Annotated in this window: 23 protein-coding genes and 1 pseudogene; 20 read left to right on the top strand and 4 right to left on the bottom strand. The window is 56.3% G+C overall.

The features are described from left to right. Window positions 1–124: 124 nt before the first annotated feature. Together ACWYRJ_RS08140 and ACWYRJ_RS08135 are read right to left on the bottom strand one after the other, a co-directional pair. A pseudogene (locus ACWYRJ_RS08140) lies at window positions 125–250 on the bottom strand (DNA-binding transcriptional activator BglJ); the annotation flags it as partial. Further along, window positions 247–984, bottom strand: a complete 738-nt coding sequence (locus tag ACWYRJ_RS08135) for a helix-turn-helix transcriptional regulator (RefSeq protein WP_111964101.1) — start codon at window positions 982–984, stop codon at window positions 247–249. The gene ACWYRJ_RS08135 and the pseudogene ACWYRJ_RS08140, both read right to left, overlap by 4 nt. Window positions 985–1393: 409 nt before the next feature. On the opposite strand from ACWYRJ_RS08135, the gene ACWYRJ_RS08130 reads away from it, so the two are divergent. The 18 genes from ACWYRJ_RS08130 (at window position 1394) to ACWYRJ_RS08045 (ending at window position 16603) form a co-directional block, all read left to right on the top strand. Beyond that, window positions 1394–2170, top strand: coding sequence for a threonine/serine exporter family protein (locus ACWYRJ_RS08130; RefSeq protein ID WP_115876516.1), 777 nt, complete (start codon window positions 1394–1396; stop codon window positions 2168–2170). Next, a complete protein-coding gene (locus tag ACWYRJ_RS08125) occupies window positions 2161–2634 on the top strand; it encodes a threonine/serine exporter (protein ID WP_414149440.1) in 474 nt (157 codons plus the stop codon). The genes ACWYRJ_RS08130 and ACWYRJ_RS08125 overlap by 10 nt, the downstream gene beginning before the upstream one ends. Before the next feature lie 67 nt (window positions 2635–2701). After that, a complete protein-coding gene (locus ACWYRJ_RS08120) occupies window positions 2702–3343 on the top strand; it encodes a TetR family transcriptional regulator (RefSeq protein WP_223581156.1) in 642 nt (213 codons plus the stop codon). Between the two features lie 41 nt (window positions 3344–3384). Next, entirely contained in the window at window positions 3385–3837 is a 453-nt protein-coding gene (locus tag ACWYRJ_RS08115; RefSeq protein WP_127729540.1) for a MarR family winged helix-turn-helix transcriptional regulator, read from the top strand. Window positions 3838–3921: 84 nt separating this feature from the next. Further along, a complete protein-coding gene (locus tag ACWYRJ_RS08110) occupies window positions 3922–4350 on the top strand; it encodes an organic hydroperoxide resistance protein (protein ID WP_111964104.1) in 429 nt (142 codons plus the stop codon). A 148-nt stretch (window positions 4351–4498) separates the two neighbouring features. Further along, window positions 4499–5044: a primosomal protein DnaT gene (gene dnaT / locus ACWYRJ_RS08105; RefSeq protein WP_271368914.1), complete on the top strand. Its 546-nt coding sequence runs from the start codon at window positions 4499–4501 to the stop codon at window positions 5042–5044. Next, a complete protein-coding gene (dnaC, locus tag ACWYRJ_RS08100; RefSeq protein ID WP_014168503.1) occupies window positions 5041–5778 on the top strand; it encodes a DNA replication protein DnaC in 738 nt (245 codons plus the stop codon). Before dnaT ends, dnaC begins: the two co-directional genes overlap by 4 nt. A gap of 82 nt (window positions 5779–5860) precedes the next feature. Then, the gene (locus tag ACWYRJ_RS08095; protein WP_455507705.1) at window positions 5861–6343 is read left to right on the top strand and encodes a DUF2501 domain-containing protein; all 483 of its coding nucleotides are present in this window, start codon (window positions 5861–5863) and stop codon (window positions 6341–6343) included. A gap of 270 nt (window positions 6344–6613) precedes the next feature. Next, complete coding sequence (gene opgB, locus ACWYRJ_RS08090; RefSeq protein WP_455507704.1) at window positions 6614–8905, top strand: phosphatidylglycerol--membrane-oligosaccharide glycerophosphotransferase; 2292 nt, start codon at window positions 6614–6616, stop codon at window positions 8903–8905. 180 nt (window positions 8906–9085) lie between these two features. Beyond that, window positions 9086–9724 (top strand): EAL domain-containing protein, encoded by a 639-nt coding sequence (locus ACWYRJ_RS08085; RefSeq protein WP_149367753.1) that lies wholly within the window; start codon window positions 9086–9088, stop codon window positions 9722–9724. Beyond that, complete coding sequence (locus tag ACWYRJ_RS08080) at window positions 9721–10263, top strand: helix-turn-helix transcriptional regulator (protein WP_455507703.1); 543 nt, start codon at window positions 9721–9723, stop codon at window positions 10261–10263. The genes ACWYRJ_RS08085 and ACWYRJ_RS08080 overlap by 4 nt, the downstream gene beginning before the upstream one ends. 32 nt (window positions 10264–10295) lie before the next feature. Then, window positions 10296–10790 carry a Csu type fimbrial protein gene (locus tag ACWYRJ_RS08075; protein WP_149367755.1) on the top strand — a complete coding sequence of 165 codons (495 nt, stop codon included), beginning with the start codon at window positions 10296–10298 and terminating at the stop codon, window positions 10788–10790. 2 nt (window positions 10791–10792) lie between these two features. After that, the gene (locus ACWYRJ_RS08070; RefSeq protein WP_455507702.1) at window positions 10793–11569 is read left to right on the top strand and encodes a fimbrial biogenesis chaperone; all 777 of its coding nucleotides are present in this window, start codon (window positions 10793–10795) and stop codon (window positions 11567–11569) included. Beyond that, a complete protein-coding gene (locus tag ACWYRJ_RS08065) occupies window positions 11490–13778 on the top strand; it encodes a fimbria/pilus outer membrane usher protein (RefSeq protein WP_455507701.1) in 2289 nt (762 codons plus the stop codon). The genes ACWYRJ_RS08070 and ACWYRJ_RS08065 overlap by 80 nt, the downstream gene beginning before the upstream one ends. Continuing rightward, window positions 13769–14725, top strand: a complete 957-nt coding sequence (locus ACWYRJ_RS08060; protein WP_455507700.1) for a Csu type fimbrial protein — start codon at window positions 13769–13771, stop codon at window positions 14723–14725. The genes ACWYRJ_RS08065 and ACWYRJ_RS08060 overlap by 10 nt, the downstream gene beginning before the upstream one ends. Window positions 14726–14851: 126 nt before the next feature. Continuing rightward, a complete protein-coding gene (locus tag ACWYRJ_RS08055) occupies window positions 14852–15592 on the top strand; it encodes a winged helix-turn-helix domain-containing protein (RefSeq protein WP_249576813.1) in 741 nt (246 codons plus the stop codon). A gap of 1 nt (window position 15593) precedes the next feature. Then, on the top strand, window positions 15594–16067 hold the full coding sequence (locus tag ACWYRJ_RS08050; RefSeq protein WP_455507699.1) for a hypothetical protein: 474 nt from the start codon (window positions 15594–15596) through the stop codon (window positions 16065–16067). Window positions 16068–16096: 29 nt separating this feature from the next. Then, window positions 16097–16603: a GNAT family N-acetyltransferase gene (locus ACWYRJ_RS08045; protein ID WP_455507698.1), complete on the top strand. Its 507-nt coding sequence runs from the start codon at window positions 16097–16099 to the stop codon at window positions 16601–16603. 92 nt (window positions 16604–16695) lie between these two features. Here ACWYRJ_RS08045 and tsr read toward each other — a convergent pair whose 3' ends face one another. Further along, window positions 16696–18360, bottom strand: a complete 1665-nt coding sequence (gene tsr, locus ACWYRJ_RS08040; protein WP_455507697.1) for a methyl-accepting chemotaxis protein — start codon at window positions 18358–18360, stop codon at window positions 16696–16698. 83 nt (window positions 18361–18443) lie between these two features. Beyond that, on the bottom strand, window positions 18444–18884 hold the full coding sequence (hpaR, locus tag ACWYRJ_RS08035) for a homoprotocatechuate degradation operon regulator HpaR (RefSeq protein ID WP_023334396.1): 441 nt from the start codon (window positions 18882–18884) through the stop codon (window positions 18444–18446). Window positions 18885–19154: 270 nt separating this feature from the next. Between hpaR and hpaG the strand changes: the two genes are divergently transcribed. Together hpaG and hpaE are read left to right on the top strand one after the other, a co-directional pair. Then, the gene (hpaG, locus tag ACWYRJ_RS08030; RefSeq protein WP_455507696.1) at window positions 19155–20432 is read left to right on the top strand and encodes a 4-hydroxyphenylacetate degradation bifunctional isomerase/decarboxylase; all 1278 of its coding nucleotides are present in this window, start codon (window positions 19155–19157) and stop codon (window positions 20430–20432) included. Further along, window positions 20429–21895: a 5-carboxymethyl-2-hydroxymuconate semialdehyde dehydrogenase gene (gene hpaE / locus ACWYRJ_RS08025; RefSeq protein ID WP_455507695.1), complete on the top strand. Its 1467-nt coding sequence runs from the start codon at window positions 20429–20431 to the stop codon at window positions 21893–21895. The genes hpaG and hpaE overlap by 4 nt, the downstream gene beginning before the upstream one ends.

The following is a 21895-nucleotide window of genomic DNA, read 5'->3' as shown; positions in this document are numbered from 1 at the left end:
TGGCCCTGGTACGAGCGCTGAACAAAATGACGAAAGCAGGTATGCCTGAAAGCGTGCGTATTGCCTGAAAACACAACCCGCTACGGGGGAGACTTACCCGAAATCTGATTTATTCAACAAAGCCGATCAGCGAGAAAAAATTGACGTGCTGAAGTGCTTTCTTAAAACTGTCAAATTCACTAAACAGATGCAGTTGATAATGATTCAGGCCTGGCATCGCAAAAAGATGCTTTAGCCCAACAGCACTCATCGTGCAATTTTCGACGATGGCAATATGGCTTGTTGAATCGGTTTTTTCCATTCTTCGAACTCTCCATAGGCTGACATCAAACTCAGCTCTCTCATTCCCTGTGAACTGTTTATCCAGGCGTACATATCTGCATTACTACGTAATGAAAGTCGTCGCATCGCACTGTTTTTCTGCGCACTGATGGTTTTATTGCTCTTCTTGAGCAATGTAGCGATTTGGTTGATCCCCCATCCTTTACCTAAAAGTCTCAGTACCTTGCGTTCGGAGTGCGTGAGAGCGATAAGATGTTCGTTTTCCTCCTCTGAACTTAGAGGTTCCGGGGTTAACAACATCTGGCTTACCCGCTCTGCGCGTTCTCGTCCTGCCCGTACAGCGTTAACTAAGCCTTCAATAGGTTCCATATCAGAAAGCAACGTACTTTCAGGGCGCACAAGTAACTCAACGGCAATAGGGTTAAGTGGTCGCGAAACTAAAAAGATCCAGTGAATATCCCGGTATTGATTCATTAAACTGAAATACTCTTCGAGCGCGCCCCGAGGATTCCAGTATTCGCCTGAAATGTCGGCAATGATGACGTCAGCGCGGCGTAACTGGAGCAGAGTTAACTCCTGCAATGAGCTGCAATAGGTCAATTCAAAATCGGGGAAATTGCGAGTCATCACGCCCCCTAACCCGTTTTGCATCACAGGTATCCGGCTAATGATAACGCTATGCTTACCGTGCAATGACAACATAGACCCTCCGTGTCCATTCTTCGTTTGATGAGTGACATTAAAACGCATCAACGTATGAGTATTTTTGTCCCTGAGTGTAATGCAGGTTAATACAAGTAGAAGATGAGATGTATTGTTAGTATAAGAAATGCCTAAACAGCACTAATATCTCACAAAGTGAAACAAAATTTAATTGCAGTGCCATTAAAATAACTACAATATAAAATTAGAATAACTAAATATAAATAACTTATCTTTCAATATTAATTATTCATGAAAATGATAAATTAATCCCAACCTCTTCCGCACTAAGGGGCGGCAACTGTTTGCATAAACCTTGATCTGACCCACAGCAAGAGACACTGCACTTTGTGTTAAAAGTAATCGCTATGGGCCAACCGGCAACTTTCACCCTTTTTCAGGACAATACATGCAGGCAGATCGGTCAACGCAGCGTGCTATCACGCGGCTATGTATCCAGTGCGGTCTTTTTCTGCTCCAGCACGGCGCGGAAAGCGCGCTGGTTGAGGAGCTTTCCACCCGACTGGGACTGGCGCTGGGTATGGATAGCGTTGAAAGCGCTATTTCATCCAACGCCATTGTGCTGACCACGATCAAAGACGGTCAGTGCCTGACCTCCACCCGCAAAAACCATGACCGTGGCATTAACATGCACGTCGTGACCGAAGTGCAGCACATCGTCATCCTTGCTGAACATAAGCTTCTCGAACTTCGGGAGATTGAAAAAAGGTTCAGCCAAATTAAGCCATTACGTTATCCGCGCTGGCTTGTCGTGTTGATGGTAGGGCTGTCGTGCGCCTGCTTTTGTAAGCTCAATAAAGGCGGCTGGGACGGTGCGATCGTCACCTTTTTCGCCAGCAGTATCGCCATGTATGTTCGTCAGTTGCTGACGCACCGACAGCTGCATCCGCAAATTAACTTCTGCATTACCGCGTTTGTCGCCACCACGGTTTCCGGTCTGCTGCTGCGCCTGCCGCAGTTTGCCAGCACCCCGACGATTGCTATGGCCGCCAGCGTGCTTCTGTTGGTCCCGGGCTTTCCGTTGATAAACGCCGTCGCGGACATGTTTAAGGGGCACATCAATACAGGTCTGGCACGCTGGGCTATTGCCAGCCTGCTGACGCTGGCGACCTGCATCGGCGTGGTCATGGCCATGACACTCTGGGGGTTACGCGGATGGGCGTGATAGATTTTCTGCTGGCGCTGGCACAGGACATGCTTCTGGCCGCCATTCCTGCCGTCGGCTTTGCGATGGTATTTAACGTTCCGCAACGCGCGTTGCCATGGTGTGCCCTGCTGGGCGCGATTGGCCATGGCTCGCGAATGGTGATGATGACGGCGGGTTTAAACATCGAATGGTCAACATTTATGGCTTCCATGCTGGTTGGCAGTATCGGTATCCAGTGGTCGCGCTGGTATCTGGCGCATCCCAAAGTGTTCACCGTCGCCGCCGTTATCCCGATGTTCCCGGGCATATCTGCGTACACAGCGATGATTTCCGCGGTGAAAATCAGCCATTTTGGCTACACCGAACCTCAGATGATCCTTCTTCTGAGCAACTTTCTTAAGGCGTCGTCCATCGTTGGCGCGCTCTCTATCGGGCTGTCGATCCCCGGGCTGTGGCTGTACCGCAAACGCCCACGAGTTTGATATTTGTGTTATTTCGCTGCCGTGGAGATAATCCTTCTGGTCCGTTTGGTGAAAATAAGGAAAGGATGTGGCTAACCCTGACAGCGAACACCCCGAGCACAGCGAAGAATCTAGCCTGAAAGAGAAAATCTTTCAGAGCGCCATCGCGCTTTTTGCCGAGTATGGATTGAACGGTGCCCGCATGGAGCAGATCGCGGAGAAAGCGGGTACGACCAAACGCATGGTGGTTTACCATTTTAAGAATAAAGAGAACCTCTATCTCCTGGTTCTGGAACATGTTTACACTCAGATTCGCGCCAGTGAAAAAGCACTTAGCCTGGCGGGAATGCCTCCCGTCGAAGCGCTGGTCAATCTGGTTGAAGCTACCTTTGACTATCATGCCGACCATCCGGATTACATCCGGATTATCTGCATGGAAAACATGCAGCGCGGCCGCTTTATGCAGCAGTCGAACTATCTTCGCCAAGTCAACCGTAGCGCGCTCGACCTGCTGGAGGGCATCCTGCTCCGGGGCAAAGAAAAACAGCTATTCAGCCAGACCGTTGACGCCCGAGATCTTCACCGCCTGATAAGCAGCTTCAGCTTTCACTACGTTGCCAACAGCTACACCTTTACGCTGTTGTTTGAAGATGGCGCAGACGAACAGGCTCAGCGCGAGCACTACCGCAAAATGGCCGTTCAGGTAGCGCTCCGTTACACCTGCCCATAAAATTGCTTGCAATTAAATCGCACACTATCTATATTCATCTCATGAACGCGAAAACGAACGACGCAACCGCTGCGCTCAAGCTGGATAACCAGCTCTGCTTTGCTCTCTATTCGGCAAATCTGGCGCTTAATAAGCTGTACCGGCAGCTGCTGGCACCGCTGAACCTGACTTACCCGCAATATCTGGTGATGCTGGTGCTGTGGGAGCAGGATGACATAACGGTGTCGGACATCGGCGAACGGCTGTTTCTGGACTCTGCGACGCTGACGCCGCTGTTGAAGCGGCTGGAAAGTGCCGGCCTAATCAACCGCCACCGTTCACGCAAAGACGAACGTCAGGTCGCCGTCACCCTGAGTGAAACGGGACGTGAACTTCAGCAGCAGGCACGGGGTATCCCCGATGCGGTGGGTTGCGCAGCGCAGTGTGATACTGACACTCTGGTGACGCTCAAACAGGAGCTCGAACTTTTGCGACAACAGCTACACCGCGCGTAACGCTATACTTTACGCGTTATTATTTACCCATATATATCGCACGCTATTTAATAGCACATATCAAAACAAGATGAGGAACCTGCCATGTCTTTAGAAAAAGTTGTTTATACCGCCAAAGCAAAAGCCACCGGTGGCCGTGACGGCCGTGCCACCTCCTCCGATGGCGTACTGGACGTCAAACTGGGTGTGCCAAAAGAGATGGGCGGCATGGGCGGAGAAGTGACTAACCCTGAGCAGCTGTTTGCTGCGGGCTACTCTGCCTGCTTCCTGGGCGCGATGAAGTTCGTGGCCGCACGCGACAAATTCACCCTGCCAAAAGATGCCTATATTGAAGGCGAAGTGGGGATTGGCCCGCTGCCAACCGGTTTTGGTATCGAAGCAAAGCTGAACATCCATGTTGAAGGTATGGATCCTGCGGAAGCTAAAAAGCTGGTCGATGCGGCACACATTGTTTGCCCGTACTCTAACGCGACCCGCGGCAACATCGACGTCACGCTGAACATCATTGCGTGATAACTGCCTGATGGCGCTGCGCTTATTCTGCCTACGACTGTAGCCCTAGTAAGCGCAGCGCCACCGGGGAAATCCCCTCCTTCCCTTTCCCCTCTCTGTGCTACCATAAGCCCATATCACGCCCGTAGTAATCAGTAGAGTAAGCGTTATGTCCTCCAGAATTCTGACCACCAGCATTGCTGGCATTGATGCCTTTATGCGCGACCCACGCGGTGTGTTGACCCACGCCGAAGGCGGCACGGTAGCCGTTTTTGCCGACAACGCGCCGGCGTTCTACGCAATCACGCCGGAACGCCTGGCACAGCTTCTGGAGATTGAAGCGCAACTGTCACGCCCGGCGAGCGATGTCACGCTGGACAACCAGTTCTTTGATGAGCCGGTCAACGTTCCCGTGACCGTTCCAATGGGAAAATTTGCCCTGTACGCGGGCTGGCAGCCGGATGCGGATTTTCAGCGGCAGGCCGCGCTGTGGGGGATTGCGTTAACCCAACCGGCCACCGCGGAAGAGCTTGCCGCGTTTACTGCCTGGTGGCAGGCGGAAGGGAAAATCTTCACCCATATTCAGTGGCAGCAAAAGCTCGCGCGTCATCTGCAAATTACCCGCGCCGGCAACAATGGCCAGCCAAAACGCGACATCAACGCGTTTTCAGAACCGGATAAACAGATCCCCAGCGGATTCCGAGGTGCGAAATGAAGAACGTCGGCGACCTGATGAAACGTCTGCAAAAAATGATGCCTGCCAACGTGAAGCCTGCTTTCACCACCGGTGAAGAGCTGCTGGCGTGGCAAAAAGAGCAAGGCAAGATCCGCGCCGCCGCGCTCGCAAGGGAAAACAGGGCGATGAAAATGCAGCGCACCTTTAACCGTTCCGGTATCCGTCCCCTGCACCAGAACTGCTCGTTCGATAACTATAAAATCGAGACCAACGGGCAGATGAACGCCCTTGCCGCCGCACGGCAGTATGTGGATGAATTCGACGGCAATATCGCCAGCTTTATCTTTAGCGGCAAGCCGGGTACCGGCAAAAATCACCTTGCAGCCGCCATCTGCAATGAGCTGCTTCTGCGCGGTAAATCGGTCCTCATCATCACCGTGGCCGATATCATGTCCGCGATGAAAGACACCTTCAGCAACCGCGAAACCAGCGAAGAGCAATTGCTTAATGATTTAAGCAATGTCGATTTACTGGTCATCGACGAGATTGGTGTTCAGACGGAATCCCGCTATGAAAAAGTGATCATCAACCAGATTGTCGATCGCCGCTCCTCGTCCAAACGCCCCACCGGCATGCTGACGAACCACAACATCGACGAAATGACCCGCTTATTAGGTGAACGCGTCATGGACCGCATGAAGCTGGGTAACAGCCTGTATGTCATTTTCGACTGGGAAAGCTACCGCAGCCGCGTCACCGGCAAAGAGTATTAAGACAGTTCCAGGAATCGCCGACAGGGCATAGGTATATACTGGAACCCCTCGGCCCAAAACGGACCTTTTTGAGAGAGCCATAATGAAAAAACAGATTCTAATCAGCACCTTTTTAGGCGCGCTGCTGGTGACCGGCGCAGTGCAAGCGGCGTCCTGGCAGGAGTCCCTGTCAAGCGCAGCAAATGAGCTGACCAAAGAGAGCAGCAGCTCTCAGGGTGGACTCTCCGCCTCTTCTCTTACCAGCCTGCTGGGCAACAGCTCCCAGAATCTGAGTGCGGGCACGATGAACAACGCGGCGGGGATTCTGGAATATTGCGCGAAGCAAAAGCTGGCCTCCGTGACCGATGCGCAAAACGTGAAAAACCAGGTGTTGGGTAAACTGGGTCTGGATACCCAGGAGCAAAAAGCGGACACCAACTATATGGACGGCATTCAGGGCCTGCTTAACGCACAAAATGGGCAGCAGCTGAATCTGAGCACCCTCGGCAACTCTTCTCTGGCAAAACAGGTGAAAACCAAAGCCTGCGATCTGGTGCTGAAACAAGGCGTTAATTTCATCTCCTGATCCATCCCATTTTCTGCCACAACACGCCGCGTTTAATGCGATAGTCTTGCAGCGCGGCGCTAAATGAGCGTTTTCCCCACCTGCCACCGCCTCAGCGTCCGTTTGTCAGGATGTGCACATCTTCATAAAAACGATTTTCTAAACCAAATCCTAACAACAGCACACTTTCGTGACACTAAAATTGCAGCTTAACGACATCGCAATTACATTGTATGACCCAAAAAATAAACAGTTAGCCAGCGAATTATCTGGCATCACGAGGATATGCTGTTGTCTGAATTCATATCTCTTATCCTTTTTCTGGCTTCTGTCGGCGTTTACGCGTGGAAAGCCGGCCGTAACACCTGGTGGTTTATCGCCACGCTGGTGGTGCTCGGCATTTTTATTATTTTAAACATTACCTTATACGCCAGCGATTACTTTACCGGTGACGGTATTAACGATGCGGTACTCTACACGCTGACGAACAGCCTGACGGGCGCGGGTGTGGGCAAGTACATTCTGCCGGGGCTGGGCCTTATCGTCGCGCTGGTGACGATATTTGGCGCACTGGCCTGGGTGCTGCGTCGACGTCGCCATCATCCGCACCATCATGGCTACAGCCTGCTGGCGTTATTCCTGGCGCTGGCCTCCGTCGACGCCAGCCCGGCATTCCATCAGATCACCGAGCTGGTGAAATCGCAGTCGCGCGACGGCGATCCGGATTTCGTGGCTTACTACAAAGAACCGTCGAAAACGATCGCCAACCCGAAGCTCAACCTGGTCTATATCTACGGTGAAAGCCTGGAACGCACGTACTTTGATAACGATGCATTCCCGGAGCTGACGCCGGACCTGGGTGCGCTGAAAAATGAAGGGCTCGATTTCAGCCACACCATGCAGTTGCCCGGTACGGATTATACGATTGCCGGGATGGTTGCCTCCCAGTGCGGTATTCCGCTGTTCGCGCCTTTTGAAGGTAACGCCTCAGCCTCCATGTCGACCTTCTTCCCGCAGAATATTTGCCTCGGCGATATCCTGAAAAATTCCGGCTACGAAAACTATTTTGTGCAGGGGGCAAACCTGCGCTTTGCCGGAAAAGATGTGTTCCTGAAATCCCACGGTTTTGACCACCTGTATGGCTCAGAAGAGTTAAAAACGACGGTTGCCGATCCGAGCTACCGCAACGACTGGGGCTTCTATGACGATACGGTACTCGACGAAACCTGGAAGAAATTCGAGGAGCTGTCCCGCGCGGGCAAGCGTTTCTCTCTCTTTGCGCTGACGGTGGACACACATCATCCGGACGGATTTGTCTCGCGCAGCTGCAAACGCAAAAGCTATGACGTGGACGGCAAAAACAACAAATCTTTCAGCGCCGTCACCTGCAGTCAGGAACACATTGCCGCGCTGGTCGAGAAAATCAAAGCCTCGCCCTGGTTTAAAAATACCGTCATCGTCGTCTCGTCTGACCATCTGGCGATGAAAAACAGCGCATGGGATCAGCTCAATAAGCAGGATCGCAGCAACCTGTTCTTCGTCCTGCGCGGTGACCAGCCGCAGCAGGAGGTCATCGCCACCAAACGCAATTCCATGGATAACGGCGCAACCGTGCTGGACATTCTGGGCGGCGACAACTTTATTGGCCTTGGCCGCAGCACGCTGTCGGGGCAGTCCCTGTCGGAAGTGTTCCTCAACATGAAGGATAAAATCCTCGCCTGGAAGCCAGACATTATCCGCCTGTGGAACTTCCCGAAAGAGATGAAGGACTTCACCGTCGATCGGGATAAAAACACGATTGCCTTCTCGGGCAGCAGCTTCCGTCTGCCGCTGCTGGTGCGCGTGTCGGAAGGGCGCGTTGAGCCGCTGCCGGAAAGCGAATATTCCGCGCCGCTGCGCTATCAGCTGGCCGATTTCGCGCCACGCGATAATTTTGTCTGGGTCGACCGATGCTACAAAATGGGCCAGCTCTGGTCGCAGCCGCTGGCGCTTTCTACCGACTGGTGCGTCTCTCAGGGTCAGCTCGGCGGGGAGCAAACCGTGCAGCACGTGGATAAGGCGCAGTGGAAGGGCAAAACCGCGTTCAACGATACGGTGATTGATACCGCGCGCTATCAGCACAACATCGACATGCTGAAAATTAGCGATAACGATATTCGCTACAAAGCGGATAGCTTTATCTTTAACGTGGCCGGCGCACCGGAAGAAGTGAAGCAGTTTAGCGGCATCTCGCGTCCGGAGTCCTGGGGGCGCTGGTCCAACGCGCAGCTGGGCAATGAGGTGAAAATTGAATACGCCCATCCGCTGCCGGAACAGTTCGACCTGGTGATCACCGCCAGAGCGTATGGCCCCAATGCTAACAAGCCCGTACCCGTGCGCGTGGGGGATCGGGAGCAGACGTTAACGCTTGGATACGACGTGAGCACGCACACGCTACATTTTGAGAATCCTTCGCGCAGCGATACCCTGGTGATCGTGCCACCGGACCCGCAGTCCACGAATGAGGGAAATATCCTTGGGCATTCACCGCGCGAGATCGGAATTGGCATGGTCGAAATCAAAATCATCAGCAAAGCGGGTTAATGCGCGTTGCGCCCGGCATTCTGTCGGGCGCTTATGAAAATAAATAATCCTTTATAAGTCTTATAAATTAGATAAAAACACTTTATATAAACCATTTTTATCTATAAATATCCCGCCAAAAACCAAATCAATAAAATGTGCAGCTCCTGAAATCACCACGGAGCGTTACGCACTTTTATCATGCTAACCGGCTATAAGTTCGAATCCATCCGGGCCCTGCGCAGCGAAAATGTGATTGCCTGGGAGGTATTGTCCACGGCAAAGCCACACGTCGATCTTGAAGATTACTTTGGCTCGATGTCCTCGACGCAGCGTAAGGCGCACTTCTTTGCGCAGCTTCGTCATGCCATGTTTTGCGAAGAGGGCGACAAGTATTACCTCAATGCGACATCGGATTTACTGCTGGAAACGGACTTCCTCGACAGGCTCAAAGAAGAAACACCCTGCCCGGAGAGACTTGCTATCGAGGTCACCGATCTCCATACGATGGTACAACTCGACGATACGCAAAGCCGGGCGCTGCGGAAATGCATCGCAACGCTACATCAGTGGGGAATAGAAGTGTGGGCAGACGATGTTTGCGAAGACCTTCTTCCCGAACTTTTGACCAGCCAGATCCGCTTCTGCGGCATCAAAATTGACAAACATACCTTCTGGAACGGACGGACCGAGCAGGCAAAGTTTCTGCATCTCACCCGCCAGTGCAAGCGCGTCGCCAGCAAGGTACTGATCGAAGGCATCGAAACCGCGGGTGATTTCGCGCTGGCCCGCGCCAGCGCGGCCGATTACGGCCAGGGCTATCTGTGGGGTAGAAAATGACCCCTTTCATTCTGAATGCTGGTTATCAGGTTATCGTTCTGAGCGGGAATACGTTTTTATGGCTTGGCCTCACTTCGCTGATCTCGACAGCCGTTACCCCTCGCCCGGAGATGTATTGGATCCATGACGTTAATCCGGAAGGGCTTTTGCGCCTGCAGGAACGGCTACTCAATACACACGTTGGAGAGAACTGGCTGGTATTTACGGATGCAGCGCGGGTCTGCGACGTTCACGCCTTCCTGCGCAACGAGCGGGTCCGAGTGGTCGCGGACAACCTCTCTTTTGCGCAGCTAAGCCACTGTTTTAGCGACACGACATTCGCCTTCGAAAACGCCGCCATGCTCTCGTATCAGGAGAGACGGGTTTGCATGTTGCTCCATAAAGGATTCAGTCCGGTTCGCATCGCAAAAATCATGAATAAGTCCCCTAAAACGATCTACACCCACAAGCGTAACGCGATGAACAAATTTTGCTGCCACAGCCTGGCGGAATTCCATCGAAAACTCTGCCTGCTGGACGCTCAGTCATTCGCTTTGTAATTCCACTGTTACTCACGTCAGGAAATAAAATCATGAAAATTTTTCCCACCGTTGCATGTTGTTCCGTTCTCCTGCTTCCTGCTGCTGCGATCGCCGCAGACAGTAGCGCAAGCGCGACGATGCACGTATCACTTGAGGTCGTAAAGTCATGCACCCTAAAAGCCAACGACCTCAACTTCTCACGTCACGGCTCCGATGAGTCGAGCGAAATCCAGGCCAAAACGCAGGTCGATATCGTCTGTACCAACGGCACGCCTTTCACCCTCACCGCCACCAGCAACGACGGGGAAAATGGAACCTTCTGGCTGAAGCCGGAAAACGGCGAAACGGGCGCACAGAAGATTGCGTGGAAACTCTTTGCCGACGAAGGCAAACAGACGCAAATCACCGGCACGAATGGCCTGGACGATACCGGCAACGGTGCGGAACAGGAGGAAACCCTGTATGGCGTCATTGAAGCCGGGGCGCTGACAACCGCCCAGGCAGGTACCTACAGCGACGATATCACGTTAAAACTGGAGTACTGATCGTGCGTCGCTACCTTCCCTGCTTCATTCTGTGGCTCACGATGCTGGCGCTGCTGTCACGCTACGCGCTGGCCGCCACGCTTCAGGTGGCCCCGGTAACGCTCGATCTGCAGAGCGACCAGCGGGCAGCGGCGGTCTATCTCACTAACAGTGGGAAAGCGGCCATCCATGCGCAGATTCGGGTGTACGAATGGACGCAAAAAAACGGTAAAGATGTTCTGGTGAACACCGGGGAGGTGGTCACCAGCCCGGCGATGACATCACTGGCGCCGGGCCAGCAGCAGCTGGTGCGCATTATCGTCATGCAGCCAGGCAACCGTGCAAAGGAGCAAAGTTACCGGCTGGTCATCGACGAACTGCCGGACGCCACGTCCCGCGCCGCCAATCCCACCGCGGTGCACTTCCTGCTGCGCTACTCGATTCCGGTGTTTATTGCCGGGAACCAGAGCGCGCCAGCCAGCCACGATGCCCTGAGCTGTGAGCAGGCAGACATACCGGCCACTCTCCGCTGCTTTAACGCCGGAAACCGCCATATCCGCCTGAGCCACCTTGAGGCCCTGACGGCCGATGGGCAGGTTGTAGGGTCGATTAAAGGCCTGGCGGGCTATGTGCTCCCGGGACAAATCGCCCTTTTATCGCTCAAGCAGCCCTCACGACACGCGCTCAGCTCGCTGCGCGTCTATCTCAATGATGACCATCATGCCAGCCAGATACCCCTGCGCCCGCTCGCTTCTCGCGCTCCTGTTTTGGCTACCGCTCATGCTGTCAGCCCGGACTGAACCCGCCGACACCGTACAATGGCTGGCCATTACCGTGAACCACGCTCCGCGAGGCGAGCTGTGGGCCTGCCGGGTGGTGGATAATGCGCTATGGATAAGCCGCAGCGACATGAAAAAGCTGGGGCTTCACGCCCCGGACGATCGCGCAGAGTGGGTTGAGCTGACCTCCCTGCCGGGCCTGAAGGTCAATCTCGACGCGCTGTCCCAGCAGGTGTCGATTACCGCAGAGGCAGAGGCGCTCGAGGGCCAGCAGCATCTGACCGTCTCAAGGCCCACGCCGATGTACCGCTATCCTGATGCGCAGCCCGTCAGCGCCTATACGCTCGGATACGCGCTCTACGCCAGCGACGCGCAGGGGAAGCGCCAGCTTAACGCCCAGACCATGCTGACCGCCTCCGGAGGGCTGCCCGGAACGTTCAGCAGCAGTTTTTCAAGCCATGCCGGGGAGGAAAACAGCGCCGGTCGGCCTACCCACACCCGTCTCGAAACCCGCTGGCAGTGGGACAACACCGACTCGCTGACAACGCTGGCGCTGGGCGACAGCATCACCACCGGCACCCGCTGGAGCCGGCAGGTACGCTTTGGCGGGCTGCACTGGGCACGTAACTTTGAGCTTAATCCCCAGCTCAATACCGAACCGCGCAGCCGCTACAGCGACACGGCCGTGCTGCCTTCCACGGTCGATCTATATATCGACGGACTTAAGCAGAGCAGCCAGCGCGTCACGCCGGGAGACTTTCTGCTGGATACCCTGCCGTCCTTCACCGGCAGCGGGCAGGCGGAGGTGGTGATTACCGATATCAACGGTCAGCGTCGCGCCGTACAGCTCGATCTCTACGGCGCCCCGGGCATGCTGGCGGAAGGGCTCAGCAGCGGTTCGCTGGACATCGGCTGGATGCGGGAAAACTACGCCCTGCACTCCGACGACTATGCCGCCTCGCCGCTGCTGGACGCGGGCTGGCGCTATGGAGTGAATAATCACCTGACGCTGGCGCTGCATACGGAGCAGCAGCGCAGGCTGCGCAACGTGGGTACGGGCGCTGACTGGCTGGTCTCCCCCGCCGTAGGGGTGGTCAGCCAGCACGTTGCCGTGAGCGACAGCCCTTACGGGCAGGGCGTTCAGTGGGGCCTCGGCTGGCAGTGGAACGGCAGAGGAACGGGCATTTCTGCCAGCACCGTCCGTACCGGGGCGGATTTCGCCGACAACGCCCGCATGAGCGGTGCCGCGCCCGTCAGGCGCAGCGACAGCGTGTGGGTAAGCCAGTCCGTTCCCCACTTCGGCACCGTGGGCGCGGGCTGGGTACAGCAGAACATTCAGGGCAGCACAGAGCGCTACCTCAACGCCTCCTGGTCGGTGTCGCTGCCGGCACACATCTCCACCACGCTGAGCTATACCCGCTCGTTTACGGACGCGTCGAGCCACGTTCAGCTGCTGCTTTCCGTCCCATTGGGTCGCGAGGACACGCTCTCCGCTCAGGCCAGCCGGGATACGCCGCGCATGGATTACCGCCACCAGCCGGACGATGAGGCCGGCGGCTGGTCATGGGAGCTGGGCCAGGGTTTTGGCGAACGACGTGAAAGATATGCGGACGTAGGCTATCTGGGCCGAGCGGGCGAATGGCACGTTGGGCTGCAGCAGGGTGCCAGCCTGGGCAACCAGTACGCCTCCGCCGAAGGTAGCCTGACGCTGCTGGACGGCAGCCTGCACGCGCTGCGCTACATCCAGCAGGGCATGGCGCTGGTGTCCACGCACGGCATTGGGCACGTACCGGTGATGCTGGAAAACCGCCCGGCCGGTGAAACGGATGAGGACGGTTATCTTCTGCTGACCGACCTGCCGCGCTACCACAACAGCAAAGTCAGCATTAACCCGCTCGATCTGCCCGCCGATGTGATCGCCCCCGTCACCGACATGCATGCCAGGCCGGGCAACAGCAGCGCGGTCAAAGTCGATTTTAACGTCCATCATGCCGTCACGGTTCAGGCCCGGCTGGTCGACAGCCGCCGCAGGCCGCTCCCGCTAGGCAGCGTCGTGTCAACGCCGCAGGGTGCCACCATCGTGGGCCGCGACGGCTTTATCTGGCTTGAAGATCCGCCCCTGCCGGGTGAACTGGTGGTGAAGACCGGTGAGGGGGAGTGCCGGGTCACGCTTCCGGCGCCGCGCACCGGGTCATCTATACAGAATATCGGAGAACAACTGTGTCATTAAGAGCACCGTTATTATTGCTGCTCGTCCTGTCCGTGAAGGCGATGGCGGCAGCCTGCTGGATAACCTCCATGCCCACCATTAACTTTGGCAACGTCGTGGCGGGCAATACCACCTCCGTCAACACCGAGGTCAAATTTAGCTGCCAGGCCGACAATGAGGGCAGGACAGAATATCTCAACGTCTGCCTGAGCAGCGTAGACGCCCCGCCCTTTGAGATGATCTCGCCGGGGGATCAGGAGGGGAAACAGTACACCCTCCTCTTCCGCCTGCTGAACGGCGCAGCGCACTCTCAGGAGCTGGGGCCTGCCAGTAGCGGGAACCTGATTCAGCAGACTCTGGCCGCGCAAAGCAATGCCAACGTCAGCGGTACCTTTCCCCTTATCGCTACCATTCCGGCAGGGCAAAGCCAGCTTCCGGCCTACCACTATTACAACTACAACATGAATCTGCGTATCGCCTGGCACAGCGCCCTGCGTCAGGATGCCCTGCAAAACTGCTCGGACGGTTCCGCAGAGGGGGAGCAGGTGCAGGGCGGCACCAGCGCGCAGGCCGAGATCAGCCAGGGATGCTACATCGAGCGCGTGACGCCCCTTAACTTCGGCACCCTGACCAGCAACGCGACCCTGCGTCCGACGCGTTCCACCGCCACCCTCACCACGCGCTGTCCGGCCGGAACCGCGTTCACCCTTGCCATGGGCAAAGGCAACCATGCCAGCGGTAACCAGCGGCAGCTCTGCAACAGCGAGGGCCAGTGCCTGCGCTACGGGCTCTGGCAGGATGAGGCGGCCACGCAACGCTGGGGAGATCAAAGCAGCGGCGATGCGCTGCAGGTCACTAATCCCGCTGGCGGCACCCAGAACTACACCGTTTATGGCGAGGTCCCGGCACAGCCGCTAACCGGTACCGGAGAATTTATTGATGACGTGATTATCACGCTGACTTATTAAACCACCCAAAATCCTGTCTGGATCAATGTTATCGGTAACAATGGCGTTAAAATAGCCAGCAATGCAGCCCGGAAGGCGTAGACCTTCTCTTTTTATTTTTTATCTCTGTTTTTATTACAACAACTTATGAAATACCTGCTTGCTGACGCCATCGTCTATAACGACGAGGACGGTTCTGTTTCTCTTATCAATGCGCCGGATGAGGATGCGCAGCTCCTCACCTGTACGGCCAATACCATCATGAAGCTGCTGGTTCAGCATCATGGGAACGTGGTTGAACGGGAAACCTTTCTCCAGGAAGTCTGGGATCGGCGAGGGCTCCAGGGATCTAACAACTCCTTAAACCAGTACATCAGCATTCTGCGCAAGATGCTGGCGACCCTGCTTCCCGACGCGCTGCTTATCGTTACCGTACCGAAAACGGGCTTTATGCTCAGCGCAGACGTCACGGTCACCCCGCTGGAGGAGGCCCCGCCGACCGCCGAAACGGCAAAACCTGCATGGCCCGTTCGCCCGGAATGGCTGTTCTGCGGCGCGCTCACGCTGGTCGTCGTTGCGCTATGCCTCTGGATCGCGCTGATCAAGCCAGAAAATTCACAAAGGGAGATCCATCTGCTGACGCATATCGGCACCTGCCCGGTCTACACCTTTACGCCGCTGGCGGATGTATTTCACGGGAAGGCAATAACGCTGGCGCAAACGCTTCAGAAGGACGGCCATCTTCCGTGCCTGAAAAATTCAATTTTCTACATGCACATTCAGAGAACGCTTTTCTACGGCCACGAAGGGCGGCTGGTGCTCTCCCAATGTTCCCTCACGCGGGGTAAAGCCAGCGCCTGTCGTACGCTTTACTATTACGAGTGGTGATATGAGACACAAAAAAGTTTGGCTAATCCTGTTCCTCAACCTGCTGCTGCTGGCCGCCGTGACGGCGTGGTACTTTCACACGCCCCCGCTGTCGGTGGCCTGCGATGGAAACCTGACCTTCTCCGACCGGCGCGACAGCCACGATTTCACCTTTGACGGTGAGATCATTATGCGTTTTCATCCCGACAAAACGGGGTACATCACGGTTAACGGCAGCGTAGTGAATGCCCCGCGCAGCTGGGAGGTTTCCCGCCAGGAGATGTTTAAATGGCGTCACGTGGAGGGCGAACTGTATGAGATTGCTATTCAAAAAGTGGAGCGTTTTAGCCATGACGCCATGCCGCCCGGGGTCTTTGAAAAATACGTTGCCGGCCTGACGCTGGGCAATAAAAGGCTCCTGACAATAGAGCGCACGCCAGAAGACGCGCTGGTGATCAGCAATTTCTATTCGCCGGTGCTGATCTGCTCGGAATAATGTCGACGGGTCAGGCTATACTTGTCGCCATGACCATTCGCATTCGCTCCACCACCCTCAACGACGTTGTCGCCCTGCCCGCCATTGAACGCGCGGCGGGGGAGCGCTTTCGTGAAGACCCGGAACTCGCCTGGCTTGCCGATGGCGAGGTCATTTCCACTGACCATCACCTCGGCTATGTCGAACGCGGGCTAAGCTGGCTGGCGCTGGCAAAAGACCAGCCCGTCGGGTTTATCCTCGCCGAAGCCCATCCGTCATCACTGTTTATTGTCGAACTCTCGGTCGATCTGCACTGGCAGGGAAAAGGGATCGGCAGGCAGCTCATCGCCTGCGTGGCAGACTATGCACGTAAAAGGGGGCTGACAGCGCTGACGTTGACGACGTTCAGGAACGTACCGTGGAATGCGCCGTTCTATGCTCGGCTGGGGTTTGAAAAAATGACGACGCTGACGCCTGAACTGCGTCGGAAAAGGGAAGAAGAGACAGCGCACGGCTTCGCGTATGAAACGCGCTGCGTCATGCGCCTGCCTCTGTAATATCGCCCGGTAGCGCTGCGCTTACCGGGCCTACAAAACCCTGAACCGTAGGCCGGGTAAGGCGCAGCCGCCACCCGGCACAACAAACGGCGTTAGAAGGTTTCCCAGTTATCACCTGCATCAGCGGTAACCGCTTTACGCGCCATCGCCGGTGCTGCAACGGTTTTCGCAGAAGCGAATTCGCGCGCTTTCATCTGCTCCTGCTGAATGCGGAACACCGCCACGGCCTGCGTCAGACGGCTTGCCTGCTCTTCAAGGGCGGCCGCCGCTGCGGCAGATTCCTCAACCAGCGAGGCGTTCTGCTGGGTCACGCGATCCATCTCTGCTACCGCCAGGCCCACCTGGTCGATACCGCGGCTCTGCTCGTCAGACGCAGAGGCGATTTCACCCATGATGTCCGTGACGCGTGTTACCGCATTCACGATCTCACCCATGGTTTCACCGGCGCTTTCGACAAGCGTTGAGCCCACTTCCACGCGGCCCACGGAGTCTTCAATCAGGCTCTTGATCTCGCGTGCCGCCTGGGCGCTGCGCTGGGCCAGGTTACGTACTTCACCTGCCACCACCGCAAAACCACGGCCCTGCTCGCCCGCACGCGCCGCTTCTACCGCCGCGTTCAGTGCCAGAATGTTGGTCTGGAAGGCAATGCCGTCGATCACGCTGATAATGTCGGCAATTTTCTGCGAACTGCCCGCGATATCGCGCATGGTCTGCACCACGTTATCCACCACTTTGCCGCCTTTCTGCGCGGTTTCGGAGGCGCTCAGCGCAAGATGGCTTGCCTGACGAGCGTTCTCGGCGTTCTGCTTAACGGTCGCCGTCAGCTGCTCCATGCTGGCAGCGGTCTCTTCCAGGGAAGCGGCCTGCTGTTCAGTACGGGAGGAGAGGTCGTTGTTGCCCATCGCGATTTCACTCGCGCCGCTGTAAATCGCATTCGCGCCGTTACGCACGTCGCCAACGGTACGCACCAGCTCGCCCTGCATATGACGCAGCGAGTCGGCCAGTTCACCCATCTCGTTGGTGCCCTGAACCTCAATGCGCTTCACCAGGTCGCCGCTGGCGATATGGCGAATGTTGTCGATCAGACGATTCAGCGGGGAGATCAGCGTCTGCTTGATGTTCAGCCAGACGGCCACGATCACCACCAGCACGGCAATCAGGACGCTAATCAGCACCCAGATAGCCTGGCTGTAGGAGCTGTTGCTGTCTTCGACCGCCGTCTGATACAGCTTGTCGTTCTGCTGCAGGTAGCTCACATACTGCTTCTCAAAACCGTCCTGATAGCTCTGGGTCGGCTGGTCGAAGAAGGCGTTGATTTTGCCCGCGCCCAGCAGCTGAATCAGCTCCGCCAGCGCGCCATGGTAAATATCATAGTTACGCTTGATCTCCATAGCATCCGCATCGCCTTGACGCGGATCGCGCGGCAGGGCTTCATAGGCAGCCCAGTTTTTTTCCGCCTGTTTCAGAGACGTAGACGCGATTTGCATCAAATCGTTAACGGTCGCGCCGCTGCCGATATTGCTCTGATCCATCATGTAGCGGATACCCGCACGGTTCAGGGTATTACGGGTTTGCAGCAATGCTACCCAGCTGGCGTTCAGCGTGGATTGTTGCTGGCGAATGGTTTGCAGGACGGTGAAATTCTCTTTGTCATTCTTAAGGGCATTAAAGAAAAGACCACCGGATGTGAGTTGTAAAAGGCCAAATATCGCTAAAACCAGCATTAAGCTGGTGACAATCTTGATACGGTTTAACATGTTTTCTCTTTCCTCAGACAGATACAGAATTTTCGGCCTGGAAAGGGAAAACTTTACGAAAATCATCCTGGAATTTGTGGTTTTTACTCTTCTTCCCGCGCTGCGTTATGCCGGTTTCCGAGTTCAATAAACTCTTCCAGCAGCGCCGTCAGCTGTTTCATCTTCTCCGGCGTGTATTCCGCCTCGATCTGCTGATACGCCTCTTCGACCTGCGCCTGGGCGTGTTCATACAGCGCATTTCCCTCTTTGGTCAGCGATACGTACAGCTTGCGCTGGTCGTTCACCGGCTTTAAGCGCAGCACCAGGCCGTCGCGCTCCATCCGCGTCAGGATGCCGGTCAGGCTGGGACGCAGGATGCAGGTGCGAAACGCCAGATCGTGAAAATCCATCGACGGATGTTCAGCCAGCACGCGCACAATGCGCCACTGCTGCTCGGTCAGGTTATGGCGCTTCACGATGGGGCGGAAATAGGACATCGCCGCTTCCCGCGCCTGCAGCAGCGCGATGGTTAATGAATCATGCATAGCGTCTCCCCTTCACATCATTAACAAGTAAACAATCACTAAAAGATGTTTTTATAAACAACGCGTTTTCCGTCAAAAAGTCTAACAGAAACCCGTCAATTTTATTAACTCTATGATTTAAATATTAATAAAGTCCAACATGTAAATTTATTGTTATTCATATCACAAATTTTTCACTTCTGATTGCGAAATAAACAGCAAAAGCATAAAACCAGATCATTAACATATTAATGAAATCCAAACCGGACATCCGGCCTGAGGAGTATGTGAATGAAAGGTACCGTTTTTGCCGTCGCCCTCAACCATCAAAGCCAGCGTGAAGCCTGGCGTGAGGCCTTTGAAAAAGCCCCCTACAACACGCCGCCGAAAACAGCGGTGTGGTTTATCAAACCGCATAACACGGTGATCCGCGCGGGCGAGCCGATCCCCTTCCCGCAGGGTGAAACGGTGCTGAGCGGCGCCACGGTGGCTCTGGTCGTGGGCAAAACCGCCAGCAAGGTGCGCGTGGAGGACGCCGCGGAGTACATCGCCGGATATGCGCTCGCCAACGAGGTGAGCCTGCCGGAAGAGAGCTTCTACCGCCCTGCCATCAAGGCGAAATGCCGTGACGGATTTTGCCCGCTCGGTGAAATGGTCGCCGTTGGTAACGTGGATAACCTGACCATCATCACCGAGATCAACGGCCGCGAAGCGGACCACTGGAACACGGCCGACCTTCAGCGTAACGCAGCCGAACTGCTGAGCGCCCTGAGCGAGTTCGCTACCCTCAATCCCGGCGATGCGATATTGCTCGGTACCCCGCAAAGCCGCGTTGAGATCCGTCCGGGCGATCGGGTGCGTATTCTGGCGGCAGGTTTTCCGCCGCTGGAAAACCCGGTGGTAGATGAACGCGACGTCGCTCACACGCACCGCACGCCGCCGCACGCCACGCTGTTTGCCCTCGGTCTGAACTATGCCGATCACGCCAGCGAGCTGGACTTCAAGCCGCCCACCGAGCCGCTGGTATTTATCAAAGCGCCAAACACCTTCAACGGCGACGGCCAGACGTCGGTGCGCCCGAACAATATCGAATACATGCATTACGAAGCGGAGCTGGTGGTGGTCATCGGTAAAACCGCGCGTAAGGTGAGTGAAGCCGAGGCGATGGACTATGTTGCGGGCTACACGGTCTGCAACGACTACGCCATCCGCGACTACCTGGAAAACTACTACCGCCCGAACCTGCGGGTAAAAAGCCGCGACGGGCTGACCCCCATTTCCCAAAACGTCGTGCCAAAAGAAGCCATTCCCGACCCGCACAACCTCGCCCTGCGCACCTTCGTTAACGGCGAGCTGCGCCAGGAAGGCACCACGGCGGATCTGATCTTCAGCATCCCGTACCTGATCGCCTACCTGAGCGACTTTATGACCCTGCAGCCGGGCGACATGATTGCCACCGGCACGCCGAAGGGGCTGTCCGACGTGGTGCCGGGCGATGAGGTGGTGGTTGAAGTGGAAGGCGTGGGACGCCTGGTGAACAGAATTGTGAGTGAGGAGACGGCAAAATGAAAAAGATTAACCACTGGATCAACGGTAAAAACGTCGCGGGCAGCGACTACTTCCACACCACTAACCCGGCCTCCGGCGAGGTGCTGGCAGAAGTCGCCTCCGGCGGTGAAGCTGAAATTCACCAGGCCGTTGCCGCCGCCAAGGAGGCGTTTCCGAAGTGGGCCAACCTGCCGATGAAGGAGCGCGCGCGCCTGATGCGTCGTCTGGGCGATCTGATCGACCAGAACGTGCCGGAGATCGCCGCCATGGAAACCGCCGATACCGGGCTGCCGATCCACCAGACCAAAAACGTGCTCATTCCGCGCGCCTCGCACAACTTCGAGTTCTTCGCCGAGGTGTGCCAGCAGATGAACGGTAAAACCTACCCGGTCGACGACAAGATGCTCAACTACACCCTGGTGCAGCCGGTGGGCGTCTGCGCGCTGGTGTCGCCGTGGAACGTGCCGTTCATGACCGCCACCTGGAAGGTCGCGCCGTGCCTCGCCTTAGGTAATACCGCGGTGCTGAAGATGTCCGAGCTCTCCCCGCTGACCGCTGACCGCTTGGGCGAGCTGGCCCTCGAAGCGGGCATTCCGGCGGGCGTTCTGAACGTGGTGCAGGGCTATGGCGCGACGGCAGGCGACGCGCTGGTGCGTCATCACGACGTGCGCGCGGTCTCCTTCACCGGCGGCACCGCCACCGGGCGCAACATCATGAAAAACGCAGGGCTGAAGAAGTACTCCATGGAGCTGGGCGGCAAATCCCCGGTGCTGATTTTTGAAGATGCCGACATCGCGCGCGCGCTGGACGCCGCCCTGTTCACCATCTTCTCGATCAACGGCGAGCGCTGCACCGCGGGCTCGCGCATCTTTATCCAACAGAGCATCTACCCGGAATTCGTCAAGCGCTTTGCCGAGCGCGCCAACCGCCTGCGCGTGGGCGACCCGACCGATCCGAACACCCAGATTGGCGCGCTCATCAGCAAGCAGCACTGGGAAAAAGTCTCCGGCTATATCCGCCTCGGAATTGAAGAGGGCGCAACCCTGCTGGCGGGCGGCCCGGACAAACCGACCGACCTGCCTGCGCACCTGAAGGGCGGCAATTTCCTGCGCCCGACCGTGCTGGCGGACGTCGACAACCGCATGCGCGTGGCGCAGGAGGAGATCTTCGGGCCGGTGGCCTGCCTGCTGCCGTTCAAGGACGAAGCGGAAGGGCTGCGCCTGGCCAACGACGTGGAGTACGGCCTGGCGTCATACGTCTGGACCCAGGACGTCAGCAAGGTACTGCGCCTGGCGCGCAATATCGAAGCGGGCATGGTGTTCGTCAACACCCAGAACGTGCGCGACCTGCGCCAGCCGTTTGGCGGCGTGAAGGCCTCCGGCACCGGCCGCGAGGGCGGCGAGTACAGCTTCGAGGTATTCGCGGAGATGAAGAACGTCTGCATCTCCATGGGCGACCATCCGATTCCAAAGTGGGGGATCTGA

This window comes from Enterobacter sp. (assembly GCF_977039595.1).
This window is presented reverse-complemented; position numbering and strand designations above follow the sequence as displayed.